This is a genomic window from Streptomyces xanthochromogenes, from assembly GCF_014650455.1.
GTDB lineage: Bacteria > Actinomycetota > Actinomycetes > Streptomycetales > Streptomycetaceae > Streptomyces > Streptomyces xanthochromogenes.
In genome coordinates this window covers 164,006-190,583 of sequence record NZ_BMUZ01000005.1, presented here as the reverse complement: position 1 = coordinate 190,583, position 26,578 = coordinate 164,006, and the positions used below count along the sequence as shown (strand labels likewise).

Sequence of the window (26,578 nt, the reverse complement as noted above, 5' to 3'; positions counted from 1 at the left end):
CGGCCCCGGCGCCGACCCGCTCGCGCGAAGGGCGCGAAGGGGCCGGGCGGGCCGGTTTCAGCCCGCGCGCAGGACCTGCGCGACGATGGGCCCCGCCGCGGTCCCGCCGTGGCCGCCGGACTGCACGAGCGCGGCGGCCGCGAGGTCGTCGCTGTAGCCGGTGAACCAGCTGTCCGACTTGTTCTGGCCGTCCTTCTCCGCGGAGCCGGTCTTGGCGCCCTTGACCCCGCCGACGCTCGCCATGGCCTCCGTCGCGGTCCCGTACGAGGTGGTCGCGGTGATGTGCATCATCTGGCGCAGCTGGGCGGCGATGTCCGCGGGCAGCGGGTCGGCCTGGGCCAGCTCGCGGCCGTCGAGGGACTGCGGCACGATCACCGGCTGGCGGAAGCGGCCCGACTTCGCGGTCGCCGCGACCGACGCCATGTCGAGCGGGCTCATCTGGACCTTGCCCTGCCCGATGTAGGCCGCCGCCGTCTCGGCCCCGGCCGAGGCGGGCACGCTGCCGTCGAAGGACGGCACGCCGACCTTCCAGTCCTGGCCGAGGCCGAAGTAGTTGGCGGCGACCCGGCCCAGCGCGCCGTCGTCGTTCACCTCACGGATGTGCTTGATGAACGCGGTGTTGCAGGACTTGGCGAAGCTCTTCGAGAAGGGGTCGCTGCTGGGGAGCGAGAAGTTGTCGAGGTTGTGGAAGGTGACGCCCTGCCACTGCACGTCCGGGGGGCACACGGCCGGCTTGTCGGCGGAGACCTTGCCCTTCTCGATCAGCATCGTCGCCGTGACGATCTTCATCGTCGAGCCGGGGGCCACCCGGCCCTGGAGCGAGGCGGGGAACTTGTCGTTCCGGTTGTCCGCGACCGCCCGGATCTCACCGGTGCTCGGCTTGACGGCGACCACCGAGGACTCACCGAAGCGCTTCGCGGCCTGCTCGGCGGCGGCCTGCACATCCGCGTCGAGGGTCGTCTTCAGCTTGCCCGGCGTGCCCTTCTGGAGGGTGATCAGAGTGCGCGCCGGGGTGCCGTTGCCCTGGATCTGGAGCTCGACGCCCGGTGTGCCGTTCACCTTCGTGCCGTACTTCTCGCGCAGCCCGTCCAGGATCGCCCCGAGCGAGGGGTACTTCTCCTTGGTCAGCGGGCGGTCCTTGTAGTCGACGGCCTGGATCTCCGGGTTCTGCGCCTGGTCGGTCACCAGGCGCTCGCCCTTCTTCAGCTGCGGGTGGAGCACCGCGGGCTGCCAGTCGACCAGCGGCTTGTGCGTGGACTGGCCGCGTACGACGGTCAGTTGGGAGGCGTAGGCGAGCGGAGCCGTCTTTCCCCCGAACGAGACGTCGGCCTTCACCGTGTACGGGACGACCGCCCCGTTCGGCGCGCCCGGCGTGACCGTCACGTTCGTGATGTGGGCCTGGTCGCTGAAGCCGGACAGGGCCGTGGCGGCCTCCGCCTGGTTGTTGGTGAGGGCGGCGGCCCCCGCCGCGTCGCCCTTCGCCCAGGCCTGCAGGAAGGCGGTCGACGTCTCCTTGATCTCGTCCGCCCCCGGCGGCCCGGTGCGGGCGGGCGCGCCCTGCGTGTGCGTACCGCCGGGGCCCTTGTCGTCGCTCCCGCCGACCAGCGTGTAGCCCCCGTACGCCACACCTCCGGCGACCACCACGAACACCCCGCCCACGATGGCGACCTTCGCTCCACTGCGCATCCCGCAGTTCCCCTCCCCAGGAGTCCCCCGAACTCCTTGAACGTGTTCAAGGAGTTACTTGGGGGCGACTCTACGGGACAGGAGTGACAGCGGGTCTCGCAGTTGTCCGAACGGTTACCGGAACGCGACCGGCATCACACCCAGCTGTCCAGCCACATCCGGCTGCGCCAGGAGTCCAGCGGGATGGGCGTACCGGTGTAGATCGGCCAGAAGTACACGAAGTTCCAGATGATGAGCAGCACGAGCACGCCGGCCCCGATCGCCCCCACCGCCCGCCGCCGTTCCCCGGGGGCAAGCCCCGGCTCCACCGGCGCGGCCGCGCCGCGCGTCACGTGCGGTGGCCCGATGATCGCGCCGATCATCATCGCCAGCGCGAGACACAGGAACGGCACGAAGACGACCGCGTAGAAGAAGAAGATCGTCCGCTCCTGGTACATGAACCAGGGCAGGTATCCGGCCGCGATGCCGCAGGCGATCGCGCCCGCCCGCCAGTCGCGCCGGAAGAACCAGCGCCACAGGACGTACAGGAGCGCGAAGCAGGCGGCCCACCACAGCAGCGGGGTGCCGAGTGCCAGGACCTCCGCCGCGCACTTGCCGCCCGCGTTCGAGGGGCAGCCGTCGGTGCCGGGTCCGGGGCTCTCGTAGTAGTACGAGACCGGCCGCCCCAGAACCAGCCAGCTCCACGGGTTCGACTGGTAGGTGTGGCCCTCGGTGAGGCCGACGTGGAAGCTGTAGACCTCGGTCTCGTAGTGCCAGAAGCTGCGCAGCGAGGCCGGCACCCAGCTCAGGTCGAACTGCGGCAGGTGGTTGATCGTGCCGATGACCGGGAGCTTGATGTGGTCGGGGGACAGGCCCGCGCGGCCGTCCGCCCAGTGCCGCCCGTACCCCTTGTCGGTGGCGAACCAGCCCGTCCACGACACCATGTACGTGGCGATCGCCACCGGCACCGTGGACACGAACGCCCAGAACGCGTCCCGGCGGAGCACCGCCCGATAGGGGCTGACCGCGCCCGCCGTGCGCCGCGCGCCCACGTCCCACAGGACGGCCATCACACAGAAGAAGACCAGGATGTACAGGCCGTTCCACTTGGTGCCGCAGGCCAGGCCCAGCATGATCCCGGCCCCGATCCGCCAGGGCCGCCACCCGAACCGCAGGCTCGCCGCGATCCCGGCGTCCGGGCGCAGCTGCCCGTCCTCGCCCTCGGGCAGCGCGGCCGCGAGCCGGGCTCTCGTACGGTCGCGGTCGACCAGGAGGCAGCCGAAGGCGGCCACGACGAAGAACATGACGACCGTGTCGAGCAGCGCGGTGCGGCTCATCACAAAGTGCAGCCCGTCGACGGCGAGCAGCGCGCCCGCCAGGCAGCCCAGGAACGTCGAGCGGAACAGGCGCCGCCCGATCCGGCAGATCAGCAGCACCGACAGGGTGCCGAGGACGGCGACCATGAAGCGCCAGCCGAACGGCGTGAAGCCGAACATCTTCTCGCCGATGCCGATCAGGTACTTGCCGACCGGCGGATGCACCACATAACCCGGCGCGGTGGGCACCGAGATGAGGTCCGGGTTGGCGAGGATCGACTTGTCGATGTCCTTCGGCCAGTCGCCCTCGTAGCCGTGGTTGATGAGCGCCCAGGCGTCCTTGGCGTAGTACGTCTCGTCGAATATCACCGCGTGCGGGGAGCCCAGGTGCCAGAACCGCATCAGGCCCGCGACCAGGGTCACCAGGAGCGGCCCCGCCCACGCCGACCAGCGCACGATGCGCGCCGCCCACAGGGGAGGGATGCCGAGGACCGTCCACAGCTGGCCGGCGGGCTCGGCGAAGGGCGGCACCAGGCGCTCGCGCAGCCCGGTTCTCGGCCGCACGACATGGCCGAACCGGCGCATGCGGTGCTGCCAGGAGGGCGGCTCGTCCCCGGCTTCGGGGCCCGGCAGGGTCTGTGGCGCAGTACTGGTCACCGCGCCATCGTAGGGAACCGCGCTGTGGGAGTCCCGTGGCCGGGCCCGGCGGCCCCCGCCCCGGCGGGCTGCGAGGATGGTCGGTGTGACCGGAACACTCGTACTCGCAGGCACCCCCATCGGCGACACCGCGGACGCCCCGCCCCGGCTCGCCGCCGAACTGGAGCGGGCCGACGTCGTCGCCGCCGAGGACACCCGGCGCCTGCGCCGCCTCACCCAGGCACTCGGCGTGCACACCACGGGCCGGGTCGTGTCCTACTTCGAGGGCAACGAATCGGCGCGCACCCCCGAACTGGTCGAGGCGCTCGAAGGCGGCGCCCGGGTGCTGCTCGTCACCGACGCGGGCATGCCCTCGGTCTCCGACCCCGGCTACCGCCTGGTCGCGGCCTGCGTCGAGAAGGACATCAAGGTCACGGCGGTGCCGGGCCCCTCCGCCGTGCTCACCGCGCTCGCCCTGTCCGGGCTGCCCGTGGACCGCTTCTGCTTCGAGGGCTTCCTGCCGCGCAAGGCCGGCGAGCGCCTCGGGCGGCTGCGCGAGGTCGCCGGGGAGCGGCGCACCCTCGTCTACTTCGAGGCCCCGCACCGCCTCGACGACACCCTGGCCGCGATGGCCGAGGTGTTCGGCGCCGAGCGGCGCGCGGCGGTGTGCCGGGAGCTGACCAAGACGTACGAGGAGGTCAAGCGCGGCCCGCTGAAGGACCTCGCGGTGTGGGCGGCCGAGGGGGTGCGCGGCGAGATCACCGTCGTGGTCGAGGGCGCGCCCGAGAGCGGCCCGGCCGACCTCGACGCGGCCGAGCTGGTGCGGCGCGTACAGGTGCGGGAAGAGGCGGGGGAGCGGCGCAAGGAGGCCATCGCGGCCGTCGCCGTCGAGACCGGTCTACCCAAGCGAGAGGTCTTCGACGCGGTGGTCGCGGCAAAGAACGCGGCACGTCAGAGCCCCGCGGACGGTAAAGGACTATCGTAAAAAGTAAAACGCAGGCCGCGCACCGGGGCAGGGAAATGCACGCAGCCCTAGGAAAGGCCAAGACCGGGCCAACTCTCGACAGCACCTGATGCGTTTTGGCAGCGAAAGGCGTCTCCTGGATCGGGGGACCTTTCGCCCCCGCTCGCAAGAGCGCTCGCAAGAGCTTGTCCAGCGGACAAGAGGAGCCGGCACATGAGTGAGATCGCTGAGACCACGGCACACGAGGCGTACGCCTTCGCGTGCATGCGCTGCGGATACGGCTGGGAACAGGCGTACGAGATAGAGCACCACGTAGACGCCACGGGCCAGGCATTCGTCATATACAAGGCCAATGGCGACCGGGTGCCCTCCCCGCTGTCCGCCCCCACCTGCCTCAACTGCGGCGGCCACGTGGTGCGCATCATGCGCGCCGGACGGGTGTCCTCCGCGCAGCAGGTGCAGCGCCGTGGGTCCGCGCCGGCCCAGCCCGGGCCCCAGGACGCGGCCGACGCCACCGTGAAGCCGGAGCACCACTGGCACCTGTCCGACCTCCTGCACCCCTTCCACCGCAAGTAGGCGCCGGGGTAGGCACCAGGGCGCCGGGGGCGCGGGCCCTTTCGTAGGATCGGCGGCATGAGTGCCGCCAAGAAGGACGCCCCGCCCCCGCTGCCCGAGCCCCTCGGCGTGGCGGTGGCCGATTCGCACACCCACCTGGACATGCAGGACGGCACGGTCGAACAGGCCCTGGAAAAGGCCGCGGCCGTCGGCGTCACCACGGTCGTCCAGGTGGGCTGTGACGTGAAGGGCTCCCAGTGGGCCGCCGACACCGCCGAGGCGCACGCGGCGGTCCACGCGGCCGTCGCCCTGCACCCCAATGAGGCCCCCCGGATCGTCCACGGCGACCGGGACGGCTGGTCGCGCCAGGGCGCGCGCGGCCCCGGCGGCGAAGGGGCCCTGGACGAGGCCCTCGCCGAGATCGAGCGCCTCGCCGCGCTGCCCTGGGTCAAGGCCGTCGGTGAGACCGGCCTCGACTATTTCCGCACCGGGCCCGAGGGCAAGGCGGCCCAGGAGCGGTCCTTCCGGGCGCACATCGAGATCGCCAAGCGGCAGAACAAGACGCTCGTCATCCACGATCGCGAGGCACACGCCGATGTGCTGCGTATTCTGCGCGAAGAAGGCGCCCCCGAACGGACCGTCTTCCACTGTTATTCCGGCGACGCGGAAATGGCCGAACTCTGCGCAGAATCCGGGTACTTCATGTCCTTCGCGGGAAACATGACCTTCAAGAACGCCCAGCCGCTGCGGGACGCTCTCGCGGTCGCCCCGCGAGAACTCGTTCTCGTCGAGACGGATGCGCCGTTCCTCACGCCGGCGCCGTACCGCGGACGGCCCAATGCGCCGTATCTCATTCCGGTCACGGTGCGCGCCATGGCCGCCGTCAAGGGTGTGCACGAAGACGTGCTGGCCGCGGCGATCGCCGACAACACCGCGCGGGCATTTGATTACTGAGCGATAACGAATCCGGCCGCACCCGGGCCGGTCCGGGGTGCCGGGCAGGGTAACGCCACGACACTGCGTAGTCGAGTTGCTTTGGAGAGTGACCGTCGCTCCGCTAGTGTCCCGGCCCGCACCATCGGACCGGACCCCGGAGCGTCGTGAGCAATTCGCAGGGCAGTCACCGTGCCGCACGCGGCGGCCACCGCGCCGCGACCGTCACGGCGCCGCCTCCCTACGGCACCGTGTACGCCGACCACGAGACCCAGATCGCGCCGGTGGCCCCCGTCCCCGAGCCGCGCGGCCCCGAGCCGTCCGGAGCGGCGCCCGGCCCGGACGCCGACACCGGCGGGCGGGCCGGGGCGCGCCGGGCGGCTCGGCGCCGCAAGTCCGCGGCCGGGCCCGACCGGCTGCGCCGGCTCATCCCGCAGGCCCTGGTCGTCGCGTTCCTGGCGGGTGGCACCTCCGCGTTCCTGGTCAGCGACAAGGCCGTCAAACTCACCGTCGACGGCGTGCCCCGCACCATGCACACCTTCGCCGACAGCGTCGAGGAACTCCTCGCCGACGAACACGTACCGGTCGGCGCGCACGACATCGTGGCGCCCGGCCCCGACGCCGCTCTGGCCGGCGGCGACGAGGTCGTGGTCCGCTACGGCCGCCCCGTCCAGCTCACCCTCGACGGACAGCGCCGCCAGGTGTGGACGACGGCCGGCACCGTCGAGGGCGCCCTGCGCCAGCTCGGGGTGCGCGCCGAGGGCGCCTACCTGTCGGCGTCCCGCTCCTCGGAGATCGGCCGCGCCGGTCTCGCCCTCGACGTACGCACCGAACGCTCGGTGACCTTCCTCGCGGACGGCCGCGAGCGTACCCTGCGCACCAACGCGGCCACCGTCGCCGAGGCGCTCCAAGAGGCGGGCATCTCGCTGCAGGGCCAGGACACCACCTCCGTGCCCGGCGCCTCCTTCCCGCGCGACGGGCAGACCGTCACCGTGATGCGGATCAGCGGCACCAAGGAGGTGCGCGAGGAGCCCATCCCCTTCAGGGTCGAGAAGGCCAAGGACGCGAACCTGTTCGCGGGCACCCAGGTCGTGGTCCGCCAGGGCCAGAAGGGCGCCCGCAAGGTCACGTACGCGCTGCGCACCGTCAACGGCGTCAAGCAGAAGCCGAAGAAGATCGCCGAGGAGATCGTCCGCGCGCCGGTCACCCAGCAGGTCAGGATCGGCACCAAGGCGCTGCCGTCCTCGGTGGGCGGCGCCGACCACCTCAACTGGAGTGGCCTGGCCCACTGCGAGTCCGGCGGCCGGCCCGGCGCCCTCGACCCGTCGGGCACCTACGGCGGGCTCTACCAGTTCGACCCCGGCACCTGGCACGCGCTCGGCGGCAGCGGGCGGGCCGAGCAGGCACCGGCCGCCGAGCAGACGTTCCGGGCGAAGAAGCTCTTCGTGAGCCGGGGGTCGAGTCCGTGGCCGCACTGCGGCCGTAGGCTGTATCGGTGAGCACCACTGAGCCCGACGCACTCCTTACCCCCGCCGATGTCCGCGAACTGGCCGCAGCGCTTGGCGTACGCCCCACCAAGCAGCGCGGCCAGAACTTCGTCATCGACGCCAACACGGTCCGCCGGATCGTGCGGACCGCCGAGGTCCGCCCCGACGACGTCGCGGTCGAGGTGGGGCCGGGTCTCGGCTCGCTGACCCTGGCGCTCCTGGAGGCGGCGGACCGGGTGGTGGCGGTCGAGATCGACGACGTGCTCGCGGCGGCGCTGCCCGCCACGATCCAGGCGCGGATGCCCGCGCGGGCCGACCGCTTCGCGCTGGTCCACTCCGACGCGATGCTCGTCAAGGAACTGCCGGGCCCGGCTCCCACCGCCCTGGTCGCGAACCTGCCCTACAACGTGGCGGTCCCGGTACTCCTCCACATGCTGGACCGCTTCCCGAGCATCGAGCGCACCTTGGTCATGGTCCAGGCGGAGGTCGCCGACCGGCTCGCGGCGAAGCCGGGCAACAAGGTGTACGGGGTGCCGTCGGTCAAGGCGAACTGGTACGCCGACGTCAAGCGCGCCGGGTCGATCGGGCGGAACGTGTTCTGGCCCGCGCCGAACGTCGACTCCGGGCTCGTCTCGCTGGTCCGCCGCTCGGCCCCCGTGGTGACGACCGCCGCCAAGGCGGAGGTGTTCGCGGTGGTCGACGCCGCGTTCGCCCAGCGCCGCAAGACGCTCCGCGCGGCCCTGTCCGGCTGGGCGGGCTCGCCCGCGGCGGCCGAGGCGGCCCTGGTCGCGGCCGGGGTCTCGCCCCAGGCGCGGGGCGAGGCGCTGACGGTGGAGGAGTTCGCCGCGATCGCGGAGCACCGGCCGGGCTGATCCCTCCGGGGGGTGCCGGGTGGTGGGGTGCGCTTTCGGGTGCGGGCCGTGTGTGCGCTGTGGCTCTGCCCCGGGGCCCCGGGTTTTGGCCCCGCCCCGCCCCTTCCCGCAACCCGCCGGGGGTGGGTGAGGAGATGCTGGGTTCGGGTTCGTCCGCGGACCGTGCTCGCTTCTCGCGCAGTTCCCCGCGCCCCTGAGCGGTACCGGGCCAGGGCGTCCTCAGCCTGTTCGGCGTTTGAGGACGAGCCCCCCTCAGGCGCGAGCGGGGGTCCGGGGGAGGAGCCCCCAGGGTCCTTTCAACCCCCGGAGGGTCTCGGGAAGGGGCGGGGTGGGGGAAAATGAGGGTGCCCCAGCCGAAGGAGCCCGCCCCCCGTGACCCCCCGCACCGTCACCGTCCGCGTCCCCGCCAAGGTCAACACCCAGCTGAGCGTGGGCCCCGCCCGCCCGGACGGTTTCCACGACCTCGCCAACGTCTTCCTCGCGGTCGCCCTCCACGACACCGTCACGGTCACCCCCGCGGACGACCTCCGCATCACCTGCACCGGCCCGGACGCCGCCCAGGTCCCCCTGGACCGTACGAACCTGGCCGCCCGCGCCGCCGAACTCCTGGCCGCCCGCCACGGCATCGAGCCGCGCGTGCACATCCACATCGACAAGGACATCCCCGTCGCGGGCGGCATGGCCGGTGGCAGCGCCGATGCCGCGGGCGCGCTCCTGGCCTGCGACGCCCTGTGGGGCACGGGCGCGAGCCAGGTCCAACTCCTCGACATCTGCGCCGAGTTGGGCAGCGACGTCCCCTTCAGCCTGGTCGGCGGCGCGGCGCTCGGCACCGGACGCGGCGAGAAGCTCACCCCGCTGGAGGTCGGCGGCACCTTCCACTGGGTGTTCGCGGTCGCCGACGGCGGGCTCTCCACCCCGGCCGTCTACCGCGAGTTCGACCGCCTCACCCCGGACGCCCCCGAACCCGCCGCCGCACCGGCCCTGCTCGACGCGCTGCGCACCGGCGACGCGAAGGCGCTCGCGGCCACCCTCACCAACGACCTCCAGGCCGCCGCGCTCTCCCTGCGCCCCTCGCTCGCGGAGACCCTCGCGGCGGGCACGGCGGCGGGCGCGCTCGCCGCCCTGGTCTCGGGCTCGGGCCCGACCACGGCCTTCCTGTGCGCGGACGCCGAAGCGGCCCACCAGGTGGCCGCCGCCCTCACGGCCTCCGGCACCTGCCGCGCCGCCCGCGCCACCACGTCCCCGGCCCCGGGGGCGACGGTGCTGACGGACTGAGCCGGAGCTCGCCGCCGCCGTCCGGGCTCGTCACGAGGAAGGGCGACGGTGGGGTGACGTGCTCGACAGCGGTCCGCCCGGGCGGAGGTACGCCCCTACGACACGAGCCGCATGCTCCCCTTGGCCAGCTCGTACGCCGGGAGCATCGCCCGGTGTTCCTGCGTGTCCAGGCCGCCCAGGTGCAGCACCAGCGTCCCCTTGGGGGTGACGACCGCCAGGGCGTGTTCCTGCTTCGACTCGTCCATCAGCTTGCTGTACGTCTCGTAGACGACCTCCGCCGCGGGCAGCGAACCCGCCCTGGTCTCCTTGTACGTCGCCCTGCTCGCCGTCCTGTCGGCGCCGACGAAGGACTCAAGGGCCGCGCGGGGCGTGCCCGAGGCGGCGGTACCGGTCCACGCCCGCAGGAAGCCGATGTTCCCCGCGGGCTTCGCGTCGATCTCGCAGGCCATCCTGAACGGGCCCTGCTGGGCGAGGCCCGCGAGCGGGGAGTCGGCCGGCTCGGCCGCCACCGCCTTCGGCTTCCACTTCGCCACCAGGTCGAACGACGCGGGCAGGGCGCAGGCCGAGCCCGCCGCCCCCACGCTCCCGCCCGCCGCCGTGGACGGCCGCGCCGGGCTCGACGCCCCCGGCGCGGCGGCAGGCTTCGCCTTCTCCTCCTCGCCGCACCCCGTCAGGACCGCCGCTGCCAGCGCCGCCGTCGCCGCGCCCCGCATCACATTCCGCTTCATGAGCCCCGCCCCTTTTTTTCCGCACCGCTGCGCGTGCTGTCCGGCACTGCTTACGGTGCTGCTCTACGTGCTGCTCTACGTGCTGCTTCTCGTGCTGCGCGGAACCCGGCGGCATCCCTCGCGCGCCGCCTCGCAGGATTTCGTATCAAAGCCCCTGATCCCCGGATGCGCACCTCCAATATCCCGGCGCCCGCCCGGGCGCGATCCCTTGATCGCCCACCGCAGGCCGCCCACCCCCGCGCGGCGACTACTCTGGACGACGATCCATCCCCCTGCTCAGGAGTGAAATGGCCGTCAACCTGGTCAATGTCGAGGCAGTCAGCAAGGTGTACGGGACCCGTGCCCTGCTCGACGGAGTCTCCCTCGGCGTCTCCGAAGGGGACCGGATCGGTGTCGTCGGGCGCAACGGCGACGGCAAGACCACCCTCATCCGGATGCTCGCGCAGCTGGAGGAGCCGGACACCGGCCGCGTCACCCACGTGGGCGGGCTGCGGCTCGGCGTGCTCACCCAGCACGACTCGCTCGACCCGCAGGCCACCGTGCGGCACGAGGTCATCGGCGACCTCGCCGACCACGAGTGGGCCGGCAACGCCAAGATCCGCGATGTGCTCACCGGCCTGTTCGGCGGGCTCGACCTGCCCGGGTTCGCGCAGGGCCTGGACACCGTCATCGCGCCGCTGTCCGGCGGCGAGCGCCGCCGCATCGCGCTCGCCAAGCTGCTCATCGGCGAGCCCGACCTGATCGTGCTCGACGAGCCGACCAACCACCTCGATGTCGAGGGGATCAGCTGGCTCGCCCGACACCTCCAGGCCCGGCGCTCCGCACTCGTCTGCGTCACCCACGACCGCTGGTTCCTCGACCAGGTCTGCACCCGGATGTGGGACGTCCAGCGCGGCTCGGTCTTCGAGTACGAGGGCGGCTACTCCGACTACGTCTTCGCCCGCGCCGAGCGCGAGCGCATCGCCGCCACGGAAGAGGTCAAGCGGCAGAACCTGATGCGCAAGGAGCTGGCCTGGCTGCGCCGCGGTGCCCCGGCCCGTACCTCCAAGCCGCGCTACCGCATCGAGGCGGCCAACGAGCTCATCGCCGACGTGCCGCCGCCGCGCGACACCAGCGAGCTGATGAAGTTCGCCAACGCCCGGCTCGGCAAGACCGTCTTCGACCTGGAGGACGTGACCGTACAGGCCGGTGAGAAGCTGCTGCTCAAGCACCTCACCTGGCAGCTCGGCCCGGGCGACCGCATCGGCCTGGTCGGGGTGAACGGCGCGGGCAAGACCTCGCTGCTCCGCGCGCTCACCGAGGCCTGGCGCACCGCGGGCGAGGCGCAGCCGGCCGCGGGCAAGGTCGTCGTCGGCAAGACCGTCAGGCTCGCCTACCTCTCCCAGGACGTGGCCGAACTCCCGCCCGCGCTGCGGGTGTTGGAGGCCGTCCAGCAGATCCGGGACCGCGTCGACCTCGGCAAGGGCCGCGAGATGACGGCCGGTCAGCTCTGCGAGCAGTTCGGCTTCTCGAAGGAGAAGCAGTGGACGCCGGTCGGCGACCTCTCCGGCGGTGAGCGCAGGCGGCTCCAGCTGCTGCGGCTCCTCATGGACGAGCCCAACGTGCTCTTCCTCGACGAGCCCACCAACGACCTCGACATCGAGACGCTGACGCAGCTGGAGGACCTCCTCGACGGCTGGCCCGGCTCCATGGTCGTCATCTCCCACGACCGGTTCTTCATCGAGCGCACCACCGACCACGTCTGGGCGCTGCTCGGCGACGCCGCGCTGCGGATGCTGCCGCGCGGCATCGACGAGTACCTGGAGCGCAGGCAGCGGATGATCGAGTCCGCGCCCGCGCCGGCCGCGGCCCCCGCCGCCCGGCCCACGAGCGCCGTTTCGGCCCAGGACGCCCGCGCCGCCAAGAAGGAACTCCAGAAGGTCGAGCGTCAGCTCAACAAGATCAATGAGCGCGAGACGCATCTGCACGCGCAAATCGCCGATAACGCCACGGACTTCGGGAAGGTGGCGAAACTGGATGCCGAACTGCGTGAACTGATCGTCGAGCGCGACGAGTTGGAGATGCGCTGGCTCGAACTGGCCGAGGACGCCTGACGCCCGCCCCTGCGGACGTGTTGCGGCGCTTGCGTAGAGACGGCGTGCGGACTCAGTAACGGCGGCATTACGGGCCGGTCCTCCCTTGGGAACAGGGGCGACCGGCCCGTAGCACGTCCTGCTCCGAGTGATAGAAAGTAGCTCCGTTCGACTGGCGTAAAGACGCAAAGACGCAAATTCGGGGGTATCTCGCTGTGACGCAGCCGCCCAGTTCGCAGCCACCGCAGGGTGGCTTCGGAGCACCGCAGGACAAGCCCCAGGGACCGCCCGCGCAGCCGCCGGGTCCGCCGGCCACGCCGCCGCAGATGCCGGCCGCTCCGCCGGCCCAGCCGCCGCAGATGCCCCCGGCCCCGCCGGCCGGGCAGCCCGGCTACGGCTACCCGCAGGCTCCCGGGCAGCAGCCGGGCTACGGCTACCCGGCGGCCCCGCCCCAGCAGGGCGGCTACGGCTACCCGGGCCAGCCCCCGACGCAGCCCAACCCGTACGCGCAGACGCAGCAGGGCGGTTACGGCTACCCCGGTCAGCCGCAGTACCCCGGTGCCCCGATGCCGCCGCAGGGCGGTGGCGGCAAGAACCCGTTCAAGGGCAGGCCCGCCCTGATCGTGGCCGCGGCGGTCGCCGGCCTCCTGGTCGTCGGCGGCGGCGTGTACCTGGCGACGAGCGGCGGCGGCGACAAGAAGCCCGTCGCCGACAAGAGCCACGGCGCGGCCCCCTCCGGCTCCCCGTCCGTCGACGAGGGCGACGGCAAGGGCACCGGCCGCGCCGGGTCCGACGGCGGGATCAACAGCGGGATCAAACCCGGCGAGGCGCCGGTGTGGCTGCTCGAGAACGAGACGGCGCTGACCCAGAACGGCGCCGAGCAGTACGGCCCCTGGCGCCTCGGCGACGTCGTCGTGAAGGCCATGTACAAGGAGGTCGTCGGCTACGGCGCCGCCGACGGGAAGCAGAAGTGGAAGGTGCCCCTGGACACCCCCATCTGCGGCGCGCCGCACGACACCACGTCGGACGGAAAGATCGCCTTCGGCGTCCTGGAGAACAACGACAAGGACGCCAAGTGCAACCAGGTCCAGATGGTCGACCTGGCGGCGGCCAAGGCCGGCTGGAAGGTCACGGTGAAGAAGGAGAACCTCTTCGACGCCATGGTGACCTTCGACATGGCGATCAGCGGCAACACCGTGGCCGTCGGCCGCATGGGCAACGCGAGCGCGTACTCCATGGCCGACGGAAAGCAGCTCTTCGGCACCCCGAAGACCGGCAACTGCGGCGCCGACTCGTTCGCGGGCGGCCCCCGGCTCATCGCCGTCGGCACCTGCCGCGACCCCAACAACACCGACATGGACGCCCCGCAGTCGGAGCTCATCCAGGAGCTGGACCCGGCCACCGGCAAGACCAAGTGGAACTTCCAGTACGAGAAGGGCTGGTCCATCCAGCGCATCTACTCGATGGACCCGCTCGTCGTCTACGCCACCAAGGACAAGAAGTCGTGGAACATCTCCACCTTCACCGCTGACGGCAAGCTCCGCTCGCAGGTCGACTCCAAGTCCCAACTGACCGCGAACTGCAGCGGCCTGGGCATCGTCGACCGTCAGCTCCAGGACTGCTCGGGCACGGCCGCCGACGCCAACACCCTCTACATCTCCACCGAGGGCAAGGACAGCAGCGAGCTCGGGGTGGGCCGCAGCAACGACATCGTCGCCATCGACCTCGGCACGGGCAAGGAGAAGTGGCACGCGGCCGCGCCCACGGGCCGCATGGCGCAGCCGCTCGCCGTCGAGGACGGCAAGGTCGTGCTCTACATCGAGCCCGGCATCGACGAGGAAGGGGCCGCGGTCGCGACCCTGCCCACCGCCGGCGGCACTCCTAAGATCACGCTGCAGAGCCCCTCGGCGGCCGCCGGCACCGAGGAGTACTTCTTCGGCCCCCGCATCACCTGGGCGGGCGGACGCGTGTTCATCCTCAACGGGCGGGTGAACAGCCCCAAGGGCGACAAGAAGGACAACGCACTCCTGTCCTTCGGCAAGTAACGCCCCAACTCCCCTTCCCCGCCTTCCAGTCAGAGGTTCCCCGGCATGAGCCAGCCACCCCAGCCACCGCAGCAGCCCCCGCGCCCCGAGGACACGCCCCCGGGCTTCGGCGCCCCCAAGGAGCCCCCGGCCCCCGGCTTCGGAGCACCCCAGGAGCCCCCCGCAGGCGGCTTCGGCGCCGCCACCCCGCCGCCCCCGGCGGGCCCCCCGAACACCCCGCCGCCGGCCGGCCCCCCGGCCTACGGCTACCCCCAGGCACCTGCGCAGCAGCCCGGCTACGGCTACCCGCAGACACCGCCCGCGCAGCCGGGCTACGGCTACCCGGGCCAGCCGCCGACCCAGCCCGCGCAGGCCGGTTACGGCTACCCGGGCCAGCCCGCGCAGGCCGGTTACGGCTATCCCGGCCAGCCCCCGACCCAGCCGATGCAGCCGCAGTACGGGGTGCCGGGTGCGCCCGGCCCCGGTGGGCAGCCCGGCGGCAAGAAGCCCAGCACCCAGCTGACGATCATCATCGCGGCGGTCGTCGCGGTGGCGCTGATCGTGGGCGGCGGCATCTGGTACGCCTCCGGCAAGGACGACGGCAAGAACAGCGCCCAGGGCGACACCGGCGGGGCCAAGGGCGACGGCGGCTCCGCGACCGGGGGCGGCGGCAAGGAGAAGGCACCCGCCAACACCGCCGCCAGGGTGCTCTTCCAGACCCCCCAGCCCAAGGTCACCGACCTCACCTCCGTGCACGGCTCCTGGCTCACCGACAAGGTGTACGTCAAGGCCGGCGTCAAGGAGATCGTCGGCTACGACCCCGCCAAGGGCACCCAGCTCTGGAAGCTGCCGCTGACCGGCAACGTCTGCGAGGCGAGCACCCACACCTCGGCCGACGGCAAGACCGCGTTCGCCTTCGAGAGCCAGGACGGCGGCTCCAAGTACGCCTCCTGCACCGAGGTCGCAGGCCTCGACCTCAACACCGGCAAGCTGTTGTGGCAGGCCGACATCAAGGGCGCCAACGGCGACCGCAAGACCAGGTTCGACGAGATCACCGTCGGGGCGGGCACCGTCGCGGCCGGTGGCCTCGACGGCGGCGCGGCCTGGGACCTGACCACCGGCAAGGAACTGTGGAAGCCCACCACCACCGCCGACCAGTGCAAGGACGTCGGCTACGGCGGCGGGGACGCGCTCGTGGCCGTCCGCAAGTGCGGCGACTACGACAAGCCCACCATCAACGTGCAGCCCCTCGACCCCAAGAGCGGCCAGCCGATCTCCACGTACAAGATGATGCCCGGCATCGACTACGCCCACATCGTCTCCACCAAGCCGCTGGTGCTCGCCGCCGACGTCGGTGAGAGCGCGGGCGACGGCAGCGGCATCTCCGACTTCTTCTCCGTCGACGACAAGACCGGCAAGCTCCTCGCGCGCATCCCGGCTCCCGGCGACAAGTACTCGGCCGACTGCGACAGCACCTCCGTCGAGAAGTGCACGATGGTGGTGGCCGGCGGCGGCAAGCTGTACGTGCCGACCGAGGAGCACGAGAACGCCGTGAGCGGCTCCTCCGGTTCGCTCGGCCGCACCAACGAGATCCTCGCCTTCGACCTGACCACCGGCCAGGCCGTGCCCGGCAAGGCGGACGCGGGCGACGGCTACACGATGTTCCCGCTCCGCATGGACGGCAACAACGTCATCGCCTACAAGAACGCCCCGTACGACAAGGGCACCCAGGTCGTCAGCATCGACGGCGCCTCCCTCAAGTCGACGGTGCTCCTGGAGAACCCGGCCGACCGGTCCGTCCGCGACGCGATCACGTCGTTCTCGGGGAAGTACGCCGACATCCTCTACGGCAACGGCCGCCTGTACCTGGGCGCGCAGCTCCTGAGCAAGCCGTACTCGGCGACGGACTCCGAGAAGAAGTTCCTGTTCATGGCGACCGGCACCGGCTGAGCCGCCGCCCGACGAAGGCCCCGCCGACGGAAGTCCGCTCCCGTCCGGCGGGGCTTTCGCCTTTTCCCGCCTCTTTCCCGCCGCCCTTCCCCGGGCCTTCCCGCCGCAGGTCGGGGGCGCGCGGGACGTCGGAAAACGGCCGAGACTGTCGTTTCGCCTCTCCTCGCACTTCCTCAACCACGCCTGAATGCAGGAGAATTCGGCATTCTGGGGGCTTCTTACAGGTAAGCGGCGCGCGGCGTCGAACAAGCGTGTAGCTTGCCGGGGCAAGAGGGGCCGGGGGATGGGGGTAGCTCGATGGGCGTGCGGCTCATGGTGGTCGACGACCACCGGCTGCTCGCCGAGGCACTCGCCTCGGCGCTGAAACTGCGGGGCCACCGGGTCCTCGCCGCGGCGGCTCCGGTCGCCGGGGCCGCCGACCTGGTGGTGAGCCGGGCACCCGAGGTGTGCCTGCTCGGCACGGCGGCGCCCGCCGAACCCGGTGTGTTCGACCCGATCGTGCGGATCAAACGGGAGCGGCCGCAGGTGGCCGTGGTGGTGCTCGGCCCGGTGCCGAGCCCGCGCGGGATCGCGGCGGCGTTCGCGGCCGGGGCGTCCGGCTATGTGCGCCACGACGAGCGCATCGAGGGTGTCGAGCGGGCCATGGTGAAGGCCAGGGCGGGGGAGGCGGCCGTCGCCCCGCAGCTCCTGCAGGGCGCCTTCGCCGAACTCCTCAACCCCGCCGCCCAGCCCGACGACGAGGGCCAGCGGCTGCTGAGCCTGCTGACCCCGCGCGAGGTCGAGGTCCTGGTCCGCGTCGCGGACGGAGAGGACACCCGTCTGATCGCGGCCGGCATGGGCATAGCGCCCTCCACCGCCCGCACCCACGTCCAGCGGGTCCTGATGAAGCTGGGGGTCGGCTCCCGCCTGGAGGCCGCGGCGCTCGCCGCGCGGACGGGCCTGCTCGACCGGGCCACCCACGTCAAGGCGCCCTAGCCGGGCCCCACTTCGGGCCCCGGCCGGGGCGCCCCGGTATCGCTCGGCCGCCCTCGGGTCCGGCCGTGCCGCGGGCCGGCTCCGCTCGGGCTCAGCCCTCTTCGGGGACGGGGGGAGCGGTGGGCCGCAGTTTCAGCCACACGAGGAAGAACACCCCGAGGACCAGCATGCCGAGCCCGGTCCACAGGTTGATGTTGATGCCCTGCGCCTTCTTCAGATCCGCGTCGGAGGCGAAGACCCCCGCCGCGCCGACGATCACCCCGTACAGGGTGAACAGGCCGCCGATGATCCGGCGGATGTCGAAGAGCCGCGCGGCCGACGCCGACTTCTTCTCCAACTCGGAGACTTCACGCTGCAGTTCGGACATGTCTTGGCCTCCGGTCAGAACGAGTAGGGGACGTAGCAGAGCGCGGCGAGCACGATCGCGCCCCAGCCGAGCAGGGCGGGCTTGCGGTACCAGGCGCTGTCGCCCTCGGCGGGCGGCTCCTCGACACCCGGCGACTTCGTCCCGTACACCAGGCCGGCCAGCTCGGCGGCGGGCTTCGGCGCGGTGAACAGGGTGACGGCCACCATGACCACCGCGCCCGCCACGAACCCGACGATCGCGGAGACGAAGTTGGCGCCCTGGTCGGTCGGGATCGAGATGACGCCCTGCTTGTAGATCCAGAAGTAGTTGACCATCGCGGCCGTGGTCCCCGCGAACAGGCCCCACACACCGGACTTCACCGATGCCCGCTTCCAGAACATGCCGATCACGAACACCACGAACATCGGCACGTTGAAGAAGGAGAACAGGGTCTGGAGGTAGCCCATGATGTTGGAGAACGAGGAGGCGATGAACGCCGTCCCGATCGAGGCGAGCACCCCGATCGCCGTGATCAGCCGCCCGAAGCGCAGGTAGTAGCTGTCGGGCTTGTCCTTCTTCACGTACTTGGCCCAGATGTCGTACGTGAACACGGTGTTGAAGGACGACACGTTGGCCGCCATGCCCGCCATGAACGCGGCGAGCAGACCGGTCACGGCGATGCCCAGCACACCGTTGGGCAGCAGGTCCTGCATGAGCAGCGGGATCGCGTCGTTGTACGTGAGGGACGAGCCCGGGGTGCCGATCTTCGGCACGAGGACGGCCGCGACCAGGCCCGGGATCATCACCAGGAACACGATGAACATCTTCGGGAACGCCGCGATCAGCGGGGTCCGCCGGGCCGCGCTCAGGTTCTTGGCGGACAGCGCCCGCTGCACCTCGGCGAAGTTGGTGGTCCAGTAGCCGAAGGACAGCACGAAGCCGAGGCCGAGCACGATGGTCAGCCAGTTCGCGCCGAGCGGGTTGGACTGGCCGATGCCGGTGCCGCCCCACGCGGACAGGAAGTTGTGGCCGTGACTGGTCTTGAGCGAGCTGGTCAGACCGTCCCAGCCGCCGACCCGCTTGAGGCCGAGGATGGTCAGCGGTATGAGCGCGGCCAGGATCACGAAGAACTGGAGCACCTCGTTGTAGATCGCCGAGGAGAGGCCGCCGATGGTGATGTAGGCGAGCACGAAGAGCCCGGCGACCACGATCGCCACCCACTGCGGCCAGCCGAGCAGCGCCTCGACCACGATCGACAGGGCGTACAGGTTGACGCCCGCGATCAGGACCGCGGCGAACGCGAACAGCGCCGAGGCGAGCAGGTGCGCCGACCTGTCGAAGCGCTGGAGCAGGAACTCCGGTACGGAGCGGACCTTCGAGCCGTAGTAGAAGGGCATCATCACGAGCCCGAGGAAGACCATCGCCGGGATCGCGCCGATCCAGTACCAGTGCACGACCGCCACGCCGTACTGGGCGCTGGTCGCGGACATGCCGAGGATCTCGGTGGCGCCGAGGTTGGCCGCGACGAAGGCGAGGCCGGTGACCCAGGCCGGCAGCGAGCGGCCGGAGAGGAAGAAGTCGAGGCTGGTCTTCACGCTGGCGCGGGCGGCGAAGCCGATGCCCAGAACGACGATGAAGTAGATCGCCAGAATCGTGTAGTCGAGCCCGTTGGTGGGGAGCCGGAGCCCCGCGGCCAGATATTGCATGCGTACTCGCTTCGTCGCGCTTACTGATCCGGACGGGAACCTACGCCTCCATGTTCAGAAACTGAACAGTTTTGATGAGATTGTTTGTTTGATTGTGATCGAGGGTGCGTTTCGGTGTCCTTGCTGGCAGTGATCGTTGGGGCCGGGGCAGCCGCTTGCGCGCCCATTGACGCACGCTGTTGGCTTGTGGTTTGTTGTGTGCGATTCTGTTGGATGGTGGAGGTTGCAGGTGAAGAAGACGTCGACCCGGCTCGCCGACGGACGTGAGCTGCTCTACTACGACGCGCGGGACGACCTCGTCCGGGACGAGACCGACCGCCGCCCCCTCGACCCGGTCTGCACCGCGTCCGAGCTGCGCCACGACCCGCTGCTCGGCGACACGGTCGTCGTCGCCTCGCACCGCCAGGGCCGCACCTATCTGCCGCCCGCCGACGCCTGCCCCCTGTGCCCCTCGCGCGAGGGGCGCGACAGCGAGATCCCGGCGGACGACTACGACGTCGTCGTCTTCGAGAACCGCTTCCCCTCGCTCGCCGGCGACTCCGGCCGCTGCGAGGTCGTCTGCTTCACCCCCGACCACGAGGCGTCCTTCGCCGACCTCACCGAGGACCAGGCCGCCCTCGTCCTGGAGGCCTGGACCGACCGCACCGCCGAACTCGCCGAACTCCCGCAGGTCCAGCAGGTGTTCTGCTTCGAGAACCGGGGCGCCGAGATCGGCGTCACTCTCGGCCACCCGCACGGCCAGATCTACGGCTATCCCTTCACCACCCCGCGCACCGCCCTCATGCTCCGCTCGCTCGCCGAACACCGCGAGCGCACCGGCGGCCGCAACCTCTTCGACGACGTGGTCCGGCGCGAGCTCGCCGAGGGCGACCGGGTGGTCCTGGAGGGCGAACACTGGGTGGCCTTCGTGCCGTACGCCGCCCACTGGCCCTACGAGGTCCACCTCCACCCCAAGCGCCGCGTGCCCGACCTGCGCGCGCTCGACGAGGACGCGCGCGCCGAATTCCCCCGGATCTACCTGGAACTCCTGCGCCGCTTCGACCGGATCTTCGGCCCCGACGAGCCGCCCACCCCCTACATCGCCGCCTGGCACCAGGCGCCGTTCCGGGGCGAGGGTGCCGTCGACCGGGACGAGTTCGGGCTCCATCTCGAGCTTTTCACCATCCGCCGCACTTCCGGCAAGCTGAAGTACCTCGCGGGTTCCGAGTCCGGCATGAACGTGTTCATCAACGACGTGCCGCCGGAGGCCGCGGCCGAGCGACTGCGAGAGGTGGCCAGCAAGTGAGCAAGTACCTGGTGACGGGTGGCGCGGGATACGTGGGCAGCGTGGTGGCGGCCCACCTGGTCGAGGCCGGCCACGCGGTGACCGTCCTCGACGACCTCTCCACCGGCTTCCGCGAAGCCGTGCCCGCCGGGGCCGATTTCGTCGAGGGCCGCATCCAGGACGCGGCCCAGTGGCTCGACGCGTCCTTCGACGCCGTCCTCCACTTCGCGGCGTTCTCGCAGGTCGGTGAGTCGGTGGTGGTCCCCGAGAAGTACTGGGCCAACAACGTCGGCGGCACGATGGCACTGCTCGCCGCGATGCGGGACGCGGACGTCCGCACGCTGGTGTTCTCCTCCACCGCGGCCACCTATGGCGAACCCGTCTCGACCCCGATCACCGAGACCGACCCCACCGCCCCCACCAGCCCCTACGGCGCCTCCAAGCTGGCGGTCGACCACATGATCGCCGGGGAGTGCGCGGCCCACGGCCTGGCCGCGGTGTCCCTCCGGTACTTCAACGTGGCGGGCGCGTACGGAAGCCGCGGGGAGCGGCACGCCCCGGAATCCCACCTGATCCCCCTGGTTCTCCAAGTGGCCCTGGGGCGGCGGGAGTTCATCTCGATCTACGGCGACGACTACCCCACCCCGGACGGGACCTGCGTCCGCGACTACATCCACGTGGCCGACCTGGCCGAGGCGCACCTGCTCGCCCTGGACGCCGCGACCACCGGCGAGCACCTCGTCTGCAACCTCGGCAACGGCAACGGGTTCTCGGTCCGCGAGGTCGTCGAGACCGTGCGCAAGGTGACCGGCCACGAGATCCCCGAGGTCGTCGCCGGCCGGCGCGGCGGCGACCCGGCGGTCCTGGTGGCCTCCGCCTCGCGCGCCCACGAGCGTCTCGGCTGGCAGCCCTCGCGCGCCGACCTCGCCGCGATCGTGGCGGATGCCTGGGCCTTCGCCCAGAGGGCGGAGCACGACGGTGAGTGAAGTGAGCGCCGCCTTCCGGGAGTTGTACGGATACGAGCCCGAAGGGGTGTGGGCCGCACCCGGCCGGGTCAACCTCATCGGCGAGTACACCGACTTCAACGAGGGCTTCGTCATGCCGCTCGCCCTGCCGCACACGGCGGTGGCGGCGGTGGCCCGGCGCACCGACGGGGTCCTGCGGATCCACTCGGCCGACGTCGAGGGCCCCGTCGTGGAGCTCCGCGCAGACGAGCTGGAGCCGCTGTCCGGCGCGGGCTGGGCCGCCTACCCGGCGGGCGTGGTGTGGGCGCTGCGCGAGGCGGGGTACGCGGTGCCGGGTGCGGACCTGCACCTGACGTCGACGGTGCCGACGGGCGCGGGCCTGTCCTCCTCGGCCGCCCTTGAGGTGGTCACGGCACTCGCCCTGCGCGACCTGTACGAACTGCCGCTTTCGATGCCGGAGTTGGCCGCGCTGGCACAGCGGGCGGAGAACGCGTTCGCGGGCGTGCCGTGCGGGATCATGGACCAGACGGCTTCCGCGTGCTGCACGGAGGGCCACGTGCTGCACCTGGACGCCCGGGACGTGACGACGCGTCACATCCCCTTCGACCTGCCCGCCCAGGGGCTGCGGCTCCTGGTGGTGGACACCCGCGTGAAACACGCGCTGGGCGACGGCGCGTACGCCCGGCGGCGCGCCGGCTGCGAGCAGGGCGCGCGGGAGCTGGGTGTACGCACCCTGCGCGAACTCCCCTACGCGCGACTCCCCGATGCGCTGGGGGAGCTGTCCTCCGAGGCGGTCCGGGGGTATGTGCGGCACGTGGTGAGCGACAACGAGCGAGTGGCGCGGGTGGCGGGGCTGCTCGCGGCGGGCGACGTCCGCGCGGTGGGCGCGGTGCTGACCGAGGGCCACGGCTCCCTCCGGGACGATCTGCGGGTGTCCTGCGCGGAGCTGGACCTGGTGGTGGACACGGCCGTGGCGGCCGGGGCGCTCGGGGCGCGGATGACGGGCGGGGGCTTCGGCGGCTCGGCGATCGTCCTGGCCGAGGAGGCGGCGCTGGACGCGGTCTCGAAGGCCCTGGCCGTGGCCTTCGAACGGGCGTCGCTGACGGCCCCGAGACTGTTCGAGGCGGTCCCCTCGCGGGGGGCGCACCGCCTGTCCTGAGGGTGCCTCTGCACCCACCGGGCCCGGGATGCGCCGGGGCTCCGCCCGGGGGGAGGTGGGTTCGGCCGCCGCCCGGGGTGCGCCGGGGCTCCGCCCCGGACCGGGCCCGGTGGTTCGGGTGCGGACCGCGGGTGGCTGGTCGCGCAGTTCCCCGCGCCCCCAACCCCGTCCTCGGCCGCGGACCGTGCTCGCTTCTCGCGCAGTTCCCCGCGCCCCCAACCCCGTCCTCGGCCGCGGACCGTGCTCGCTTCTCGCGCAGTTCCTCGCGCCCCTGAAGAAGCGGCGCTGGGCCACATCAGGGCATTTCAGCCCGTCATGGGGGGGGTGGGCAAATCCCCCCAGGGGTCCGGGGCGGAGCCCCGGTTGGTCAGGCGAGGCGCTTGGTCAGGGTGTACTCCGTGGCCCCCGGAGGATAGTCGGGGATCACCGCCACCACCTCGTACCCCCGCCCCCGGTAGAACCCCGGCGCCTGGAAGTCCCACGTCTCCACCCGGGCAAACCCGCACCCCCGCTCGGAGCGCGCCAACTCCTCGGCGCGGGCCAGCAGTTGGGTGCCGAGCCCCTCGGCCCGCAGCCCCGCGTCGACCCACAGGAGGTCGACGTGCAGCCAGCCCGCCCAGGTCCGCCCCGTCAGCCCCCCGGCCAGCAGGCCCTCCTCGGTCAACCCCCAGACGTGGAGCGGCACTTCCTTCTCGGCCGGCGTCCCCCGCAGGGCCCGCAGGGCCGGTGACCGCTCGGTGTTGGTGTTCCGCAGGTGCTGCCCCAGCTGCGCCTGACGGGTCTTGTCCACTTCTGTCTCAAGACGAAACATGGAACTCACCCTAAACAGGCGCACACGCCAAGTAGCCGGACGGGTTCCCTCAGTTCGGCAAAGTGCCTTCCGCTCACAGCTCACGGCCCTACGCTGATGCACAGCACCGGTGGGGGCCGGTGTTGATCAGGGGGCGAGACAGTCGGGTACGTCGCCCGGGGTGGGGTAGAACTCAGTGCACGGCGGCGGCCGTGCGACTGCGGTCGCCCGGCTCCGGGCGGCGTACCCGTACCGGTCCGTCACCGGACCCTGGGGGTGTCACTTGGTACGTATCCGAGTTCTCGTGGTGGACGACCATCGCATCTTCGCCGAGTCGCTCGCCGCGGCCCTGGCCGCGGAGCCCGATGTGGACGTCGCCGCGGCCGGCAGCGGCCCCGCGGCGCTGCGCTGCCTGGAGCGGGGCGCGGCCGAGGGCCGCAGATTCGATGTGATGCTCGTCGACGCGGACTTGGGCGCATCGGCCGCGGTCCCGGTCGCCCGTGTGGTCCCCGAGGGCGGTGGTGCGGACGGCCTGGTCGACGGCATCTCGCTGGTCGCGGGCGTCCGTGCGGGCCAGCCCGCGGTGCGTACCGTCGTACTCGCCGAGAAGGACGACCCGCGCCGGGCCGCCCTCGCCCTGCAGGCCGGCGCGTGCGGCTGGGTCGCCAAGGACTGCTCGCTGCAGCGGCTGCTCGCCGTGATCCGGGGCGTACTGCGCGACGAGACGCACCTGCCGCCCGCGCTGCTCACCGGCGTACTGCGGGAGCTGACGGCCGCGCGCAAGCACCGCACCGAGTCCGAGCGGCTGGTGGAGTCGCTCACCCCGCGCGAGCGCGAGGTGCTGCGCTGCATGGTGGCCGGGCTCGGGCGCAAGGCGGTCGCCGAGCGGCTGTTCCTGTCCCCGCACACCGTGCGGACCCATATGCAGAACGTCCTGGGCAAGCTGGGGGTGCACTCCACGCTCGCGGCGGTCGCGCTGGCCCGCCGGGCCGGGGTGGGCCCGGTCGACCTAGCCGGGGATGTTGTCGAACGGGGCGGTCAACTGGCGTAGCAGCGCGGCCAGTTCACCCCGCTGCTGACGGCTGAGCTCGCCGAGGATGGCCCGCTCCTGATCGAGCAGCCCCGCGAGCGCCTGGTCGGCGCGGTCGCGTCCCTCGGGGGTGAGCCGCACCAGGACCCCGCGCCGGTCGCTGGGGTCGGGCAGCCGCTCGACCAGGCCCTTCTTGGCGAGCCGGTCGATCCGGTTGGTCATCGTGCCCGAGGTGACGAGCGTCTGCGTCAGGAGCTGGCCGGGGGAGAGCTGGTAGGGCGCCCCGGCGCGGCGCAGAGACGTCAGGACGTCGAACTCCCAGGGCTCCAGGCTGTGCTCCGCGAACGCGAGTCTGCGGGCCCGGTCGAGATGGCGGGCCAGCCTGCTGACCCGGCTGAGCACCTCGAGTGGTTCCACGTCGAGGTCCGGGCGCTCTCGGCGCCATGCAGCGACCAATCGGTCGACCTCGTCCTCCATGTCGATCAGTGTAGAGGGTCCCTCGATGTGAAGTCTCTTGACGTCAAGATATATATCGAGCCACCATTGGGCATGGAGGGGCCGGGACCCTGTTCCGCTTCGCCCAGCCGTACCTGCAAGGGGGCTCGAACATGTATTCCGATTCATCGTCGACCACACCACCCGGGCCGCCGGTCTGGGACCCACAGCAGTATCTGCGTCACGCCGGGCACCGCACCCGCCCGTTCCTGGACCTGCTCACCCGGATACCCGACCTGCCCACGACCGGCGGCCTCTCGCCCCGGATCGCCGACCTGGGCTGCGGCCCCGGCAACGTCACCGTCCGTCTCGCCGACCGCTGGCCCGATGCCCGCATCACCGGCTTCGACCTCTCCCCGCAGATGCTGGCCCAGGCCGACAAGGACTACGCCGGCACCACCGCGGGCGGCGGCTGGCTCGACTTCCAGGTCGCCGACGCCACGCACTGGACGCCCGGCGAGCCGTACGACCTGATCGTCTCCAACGCCGCCCTGCAGTGGGTCCCCAACCACCCCGAGTCGTTCCCGGCCTGGATCGACGGGCTGACGCCCGGAGGCACCTTCGCCTTCCAGGTCCCGGGCAATTTCACCTCGCCCAGCCACGCGATCCTCGCCGAACTCTGCGAGTCCCCGCGCTGGCGCAGCCGCCTCGACGACCACGGCCGCCGCTACGTCCACATCCTGGAGCCCGCCGACTATCTGACCCGCCTCGCCGACCTCGGCTGCGAGACCGATGTCTGGGAAACCGTCTACTGCCAGTTGCTGACCGGCCCCGACCCCGTCCTCGACTGGGTCAAGGGCACCGCCCTGCGCCCCGTCCTGACCGCCCTCGACGGCGACCAGGAGGCCATTGACGCCCTGCTCGCCGAATACCGCGACCGCCTGCGCGAGGCCTACCCGCCGGGCCCGCACGGCACGGTCTTCCCCTTCCGCCGGATCTTCGCCGTCGCCAGGAAGAAGTAGGAGCCCGGCGGTGCTCGCCGCTGTCGACCACGTCCAACTCGCCGCCCCACCGGGCAGCGAGCCGCGGCTGAGGACGTATTACGAGGACGTCCTCGGCATGACCGAAATCCCCAAGCCCCCGCCGCTGGCCACCCGCGGCGGCTGCTGGTTCGGGTACGGGGACGTCCAGCTCCACCTGGGCATCGAGGAGGACTTCCGGCCCGCGCGCAAGGCCCACCCCGGTCTTCGGGTCACCTCGATCGAGGCGTACGCCCGGCGGCTCGAAGAACACGGCGCACCGGTCGTCTGGGACGAGAACCTGCCCGGCCACCGGCGGTTCTACTCCGAGGACCCGGTCGGCAACCGCCTGGAGTTCCTGGAGCCGCTCGCCTGAAACGGGAACGCCCCGCCCCCTCGCGAAGAGGGGGCG

Annotated in this window: 23 protein-coding genes; 16 read left to right on the top strand and 7 right to left on the bottom strand. The window is 71.8% G+C overall.

Annotated elements, in window-relative coordinates; translation table 11 throughout:
- Positions 1-57 precede the first annotated feature (57 nt).
- Positions 58-1,686: a penicillin-binding transpeptidase domain-containing protein gene (locus IE267_RS15045; protein WP_189763572.1), complete on the bottom strand. Its 1,629-nt coding sequence runs from the start codon at positions 1,684-1,686 to the stop codon at positions 58-60.
- Between the two features lie 134 nt (positions 1,687-1,820).
- Complete coding sequence (locus tag IE267_RS15040; protein ID WP_167159336.1) at positions 1,821-3,638, bottom strand: dolichyl-phosphate-mannose--protein mannosyltransferase; 1,818 nt, start codon at positions 3,636-3,638, stop codon at positions 1,821-1,823.
- A 76-nt stretch (positions 3,639-3,714) separates the two neighbouring features.
- Between IE267_RS15040 and rsmI the strand changes: the two genes are divergently transcribed.
- The 6 genes from rsmI (at position 3,715) to IE267_RS15010 (ending at position 9,703) form a co-directional block, all read left to right on the top strand.
- Entirely contained in the window at positions 3,715-4,602 is an 888-nt protein-coding gene (gene rsmI, locus IE267_RS15035) for a 16S rRNA (cytidine(1402)-2'-O)-methyltransferase (RefSeq protein ID WP_167159338.1), read from the top strand.
- Positions 4,603-4,794: 192 nt separating this feature from the next.
- Entirely contained in the window at positions 4,795-5,157 is a 363-nt protein-coding gene (locus tag IE267_RS15030) for a hypothetical protein (RefSeq protein ID WP_167159340.1), read from the top strand.
- 57 nt (positions 5,158-5,214) lie between these two features.
- The gene (locus IE267_RS15025; RefSeq protein ID WP_167159342.1) at positions 5,215-6,090 is read left to right on the top strand and encodes a TatD family hydrolase; all 876 of its coding nucleotides are present in this window, start codon (positions 5,215-5,217) and stop codon (positions 6,088-6,090) included.
- 146 nt (positions 6,091-6,236) lie between these two features.
- Entirely contained in the window at positions 6,237-7,568 is a 1,332-nt protein-coding gene (locus tag IE267_RS15020) for a resuscitation-promoting factor (protein ID WP_167159345.1), read from the top strand.
- Positions 7,565-8,428, top strand: a complete 864-nt coding sequence (rsmA, locus tag IE267_RS15015; protein ID WP_189763571.1) for a 16S rRNA (adenine(1518)-N(6)/adenine(1519)-N(6))-dimethyltransferase RsmA — start codon at positions 7,565-7,567, stop codon at positions 8,426-8,428. Before IE267_RS15020 ends, rsmA begins: the two co-directional genes overlap by 4 nt.
- A 372-nt stretch (positions 8,429-8,800) precedes the next feature.
- Positions 8,801-9,703 (top strand): 4-(cytidine 5'-diphospho)-2-C-methyl-D-erythritol kinase, encoded by a 903-nt coding sequence (locus IE267_RS15010; protein WP_189763570.1) that lies wholly within the window; start codon positions 8,801-8,803, stop codon positions 9,701-9,703.
- A gap of 95 nt (positions 9,704-9,798) precedes the next feature.
- On the opposite strand, the gene IE267_RS15005 is transcribed toward IE267_RS15010, so the two are convergent.
- Complete coding sequence (locus IE267_RS15005; RefSeq protein WP_229861188.1) at positions 9,799-10,431, bottom strand: lipoprotein; 633 nt, start codon at positions 10,429-10,431, stop codon at positions 9,799-9,801.
- 287 nt (positions 10,432-10,718) lie between these two features.
- Between IE267_RS15005 and IE267_RS15000 the strand changes: the two genes are divergently transcribed.
- The 4 genes from IE267_RS15000 to IE267_RS14985 all read left to right on the top strand — a co-directional run bounded on the left by IE267_RS15000 (position 10,719) and on the right by IE267_RS14985 (position 17,452).
- Entirely contained in the window at positions 10,719-12,524 is a 1,806-nt protein-coding gene (locus IE267_RS15000; RefSeq protein ID WP_167159351.1) for an ABC-F family ATP-binding cassette domain-containing protein, read from the top strand.
- Between the two features lie 305 nt (positions 12,525-12,829).
- Positions 12,830-14,548, top strand: coding sequence for an outer membrane protein assembly factor BamB family protein (locus tag IE267_RS14995; protein ID WP_229861186.1), 1,719 nt, complete (start codon positions 12,830-12,832; stop codon positions 14,546-14,548).
- Between the two features lie 45 nt (positions 14,549-14,593).
- The gene (locus IE267_RS14990) at positions 14,594-16,477 is read left to right on the top strand and encodes an outer membrane protein assembly factor BamB family protein (protein ID WP_189763568.1); all 1,884 of its coding nucleotides are present in this window, start codon (positions 14,594-14,596) and stop codon (positions 16,475-16,477) included.
- A 297-nt stretch (positions 16,478-16,774) separates the two neighbouring features.
- Positions 16,775-17,452, top strand: a complete 678-nt coding sequence (locus IE267_RS14985; RefSeq protein WP_161248529.1) for a helix-turn-helix transcriptional regulator — start codon at positions 16,775-16,777, stop codon at positions 17,450-17,452.
- A 91-nt stretch (positions 17,453-17,543) separates the two neighbouring features.
- On the opposite strand, the gene IE267_RS14980 is transcribed toward IE267_RS14985, so the two are convergent.
- Positions 17,544-17,819, bottom strand: a complete 276-nt coding sequence (locus IE267_RS14980) for a hypothetical protein (RefSeq protein ID WP_161248531.1) — start codon at positions 17,817-17,819, stop codon at positions 17,544-17,546.
- Between the two features lie 14 nt (positions 17,820-17,833).
- Positions 17,834-19,504 (bottom strand): sodium:solute symporter family protein, encoded by a 1,671-nt coding sequence (locus IE267_RS14975; RefSeq protein WP_167159355.1) that lies wholly within the window; start codon positions 19,502-19,504, stop codon positions 17,834-17,836.
- 229 nt (positions 19,505-19,733) lie between these two features.
- Here IE267_RS14975 and galT point away from each other — a divergent pair, with 229 nt between their 5' ends.
- From galT to galK, 3 genes are read left to right on the top strand one after another with little or no spacing between them, the layout of a single operon-like run.
- Entirely contained in the window at positions 19,734-20,789 is a 1,056-nt protein-coding gene (gene galT / locus IE267_RS14970) for a galactose-1-phosphate uridylyltransferase (protein WP_189763567.1), read from the top strand.
- Positions 20,786-21,754: a UDP-glucose 4-epimerase GalE gene (gene galE / locus IE267_RS14965; protein ID WP_167159360.1), complete on the top strand. Its 969-nt coding sequence runs from the start codon at positions 20,786-20,788 to the stop codon at positions 21,752-21,754. The genes galT and galE overlap by 4 nt, the downstream gene beginning before the upstream one ends.
- Positions 21,711-22,892, top strand: coding sequence for a galactokinase (gene galK / locus IE267_RS14960; protein WP_189763566.1), 1,182 nt, complete (start codon positions 21,711-21,713; stop codon positions 22,890-22,892). The genes galE and galK overlap by 44 nt, the downstream gene beginning before the upstream one ends.
- A 367-nt stretch (positions 22,893-23,259) precedes the next feature.
- Here galK and IE267_RS14955 read toward each other — a convergent pair whose 3' ends face one another.
- Positions 23,260-23,703, bottom strand: a complete 444-nt coding sequence (locus IE267_RS14955; protein ID WP_189763565.1) for a GNAT family N-acetyltransferase — start codon at positions 23,701-23,703, stop codon at positions 23,260-23,262.
- Between the two features lie 262 nt (positions 23,704-23,965).
- On the opposite strand from IE267_RS14955, the gene IE267_RS14950 reads away from it, so the two are divergent.
- On the top strand, positions 23,966-24,733 hold the full coding sequence (locus tag IE267_RS14950) for a response regulator transcription factor (RefSeq protein ID WP_161245848.1): 768 nt from the start codon (positions 23,966-23,968) through the stop codon (positions 24,731-24,733).
- Here the strand turns inward: IE267_RS14950 and tamR are convergent.
- Positions 24,692-25,189, bottom strand: a complete 498-nt coding sequence (tamR, locus tag IE267_RS14945) for a MarR family transcriptional regulator TamR (RefSeq protein WP_161245849.1) — start codon at positions 25,187-25,189, stop codon at positions 24,692-24,694. The two genes, IE267_RS14950 and tamR, sit on opposite strands and share 42 nt — an antisense overlap.
- A 131-nt stretch (positions 25,190-25,320) precedes the next feature.
- On the opposite strand from tamR, the gene IE267_RS14940 reads away from it, so the two are divergent.
- Positions 25,321-26,169 (top strand): trans-aconitate 2-methyltransferase, encoded by an 849-nt coding sequence (locus tag IE267_RS14940; protein WP_167159366.1) that lies wholly within the window; start codon positions 25,321-25,323, stop codon positions 26,167-26,169.
- A gap of 10 nt (positions 26,170-26,179) precedes the next feature.
- A complete protein-coding gene (locus IE267_RS14935) occupies positions 26,180-26,542 on the top strand; it encodes a VOC family protein (RefSeq protein ID WP_167159368.1) in 363 nt (120 codons plus the stop codon).
- Positions 26,543-26,578 lie beyond the last annotated feature (36 nt).

Excerpts from the sequence above, each read along its gene's own strand:
- IE267_RS14985 (WP_161248529.1), top strand. The coding sequence starts at position 16,775 with ATGGGCGTGCGGCTCATGGTGGTCGACGACCACCGGCTGCTCGCCGAG.
- rsmI (WP_167159338.1), top strand. The coding sequence starts at position 3,715 with ATGGTCGGTGTGACCGGAACACTCGTACTCGCAGGCACCCCCATCGGC.
- IE267_RS14975 (WP_167159355.1), bottom strand. The coding sequence starts at position 19,504 with ATGCAATATCTGGCCGCGGGGCTCCGGCTCCCCACCAACGGGCTCGAC.
- IE267_RS15000 (WP_167159351.1), top strand. The coding sequence starts at position 10,719 with ATGGCCGTCAACCTGGTCAATGTCGAGGCAGTCAGCAAGGTGTACGGG.
- tamR (WP_161245849.1), bottom strand. The coding sequence starts at position 25,189 with ATGGAGGACGAGGTCGACCGATTGGTCGCTGCATGGCGCCGAGAGCGC.
- IE267_RS14940 (WP_167159366.1), top strand. The coding sequence starts at position 25,321 with ATGTATTCCGATTCATCGTCGACCACACCACCCGGGCCGCCGGTCTGG.
- IE267_RS15005 (WP_229861188.1), bottom strand. The coding sequence starts at position 10,431 with ATGAAGCGGAATGTGATGCGGGGCGCGGCGACGGCGGCGCTGGCAGCG.
- IE267_RS14980 (WP_161248531.1), bottom strand. The coding sequence starts at position 17,819 with ATGTCCGAACTGCAGCGTGAAGTCTCCGAGTTGGAGAAGAAGTCGGCG.
- IE267_RS14995 (WP_229861186.1), top strand. The coding sequence starts at position 12,830 with ATGCCGGCCGCTCCGCCGGCCCAGCCGCCGCAGATGCCCCCGGCCCCG.
- IE267_RS14990 (WP_189763568.1), top strand. The coding sequence starts at position 14,594 with ATGAGCCAGCCACCCCAGCCACCGCAGCAGCCCCCGCGCCCCGAGGAC.
- galK (WP_189763566.1), top strand. The coding sequence starts at position 21,711 with ATGCCTGGGCCTTCGCCCAGAGGGCGGAGCACGACGGTGAGTGAAGTG.
- IE267_RS15030 (WP_167159340.1), top strand. The coding sequence starts at position 4,795 with ATGAGTGAGATCGCTGAGACCACGGCACACGAGGCGTACGCCTTCGCG.
- IE267_RS15025 (WP_167159342.1), top strand. The coding sequence starts at position 5,215 with ATGAGTGCCGCCAAGAAGGACGCCCCGCCCCCGCTGCCCGAGCCCCTC.
- IE267_RS14955 (WP_189763565.1), bottom strand. The coding sequence starts at position 23,703 with ATGTTTCGTCTTGAGACAGAAGTGGACAAGACCCGTCAGGCGCAGCTG.
- IE267_RS15045 (WP_189763572.1), bottom strand. The coding sequence starts at position 1,686 with ATGCGCAGTGGAGCGAAGGTCGCCATCGTGGGCGGGGTGTTCGTGGTG.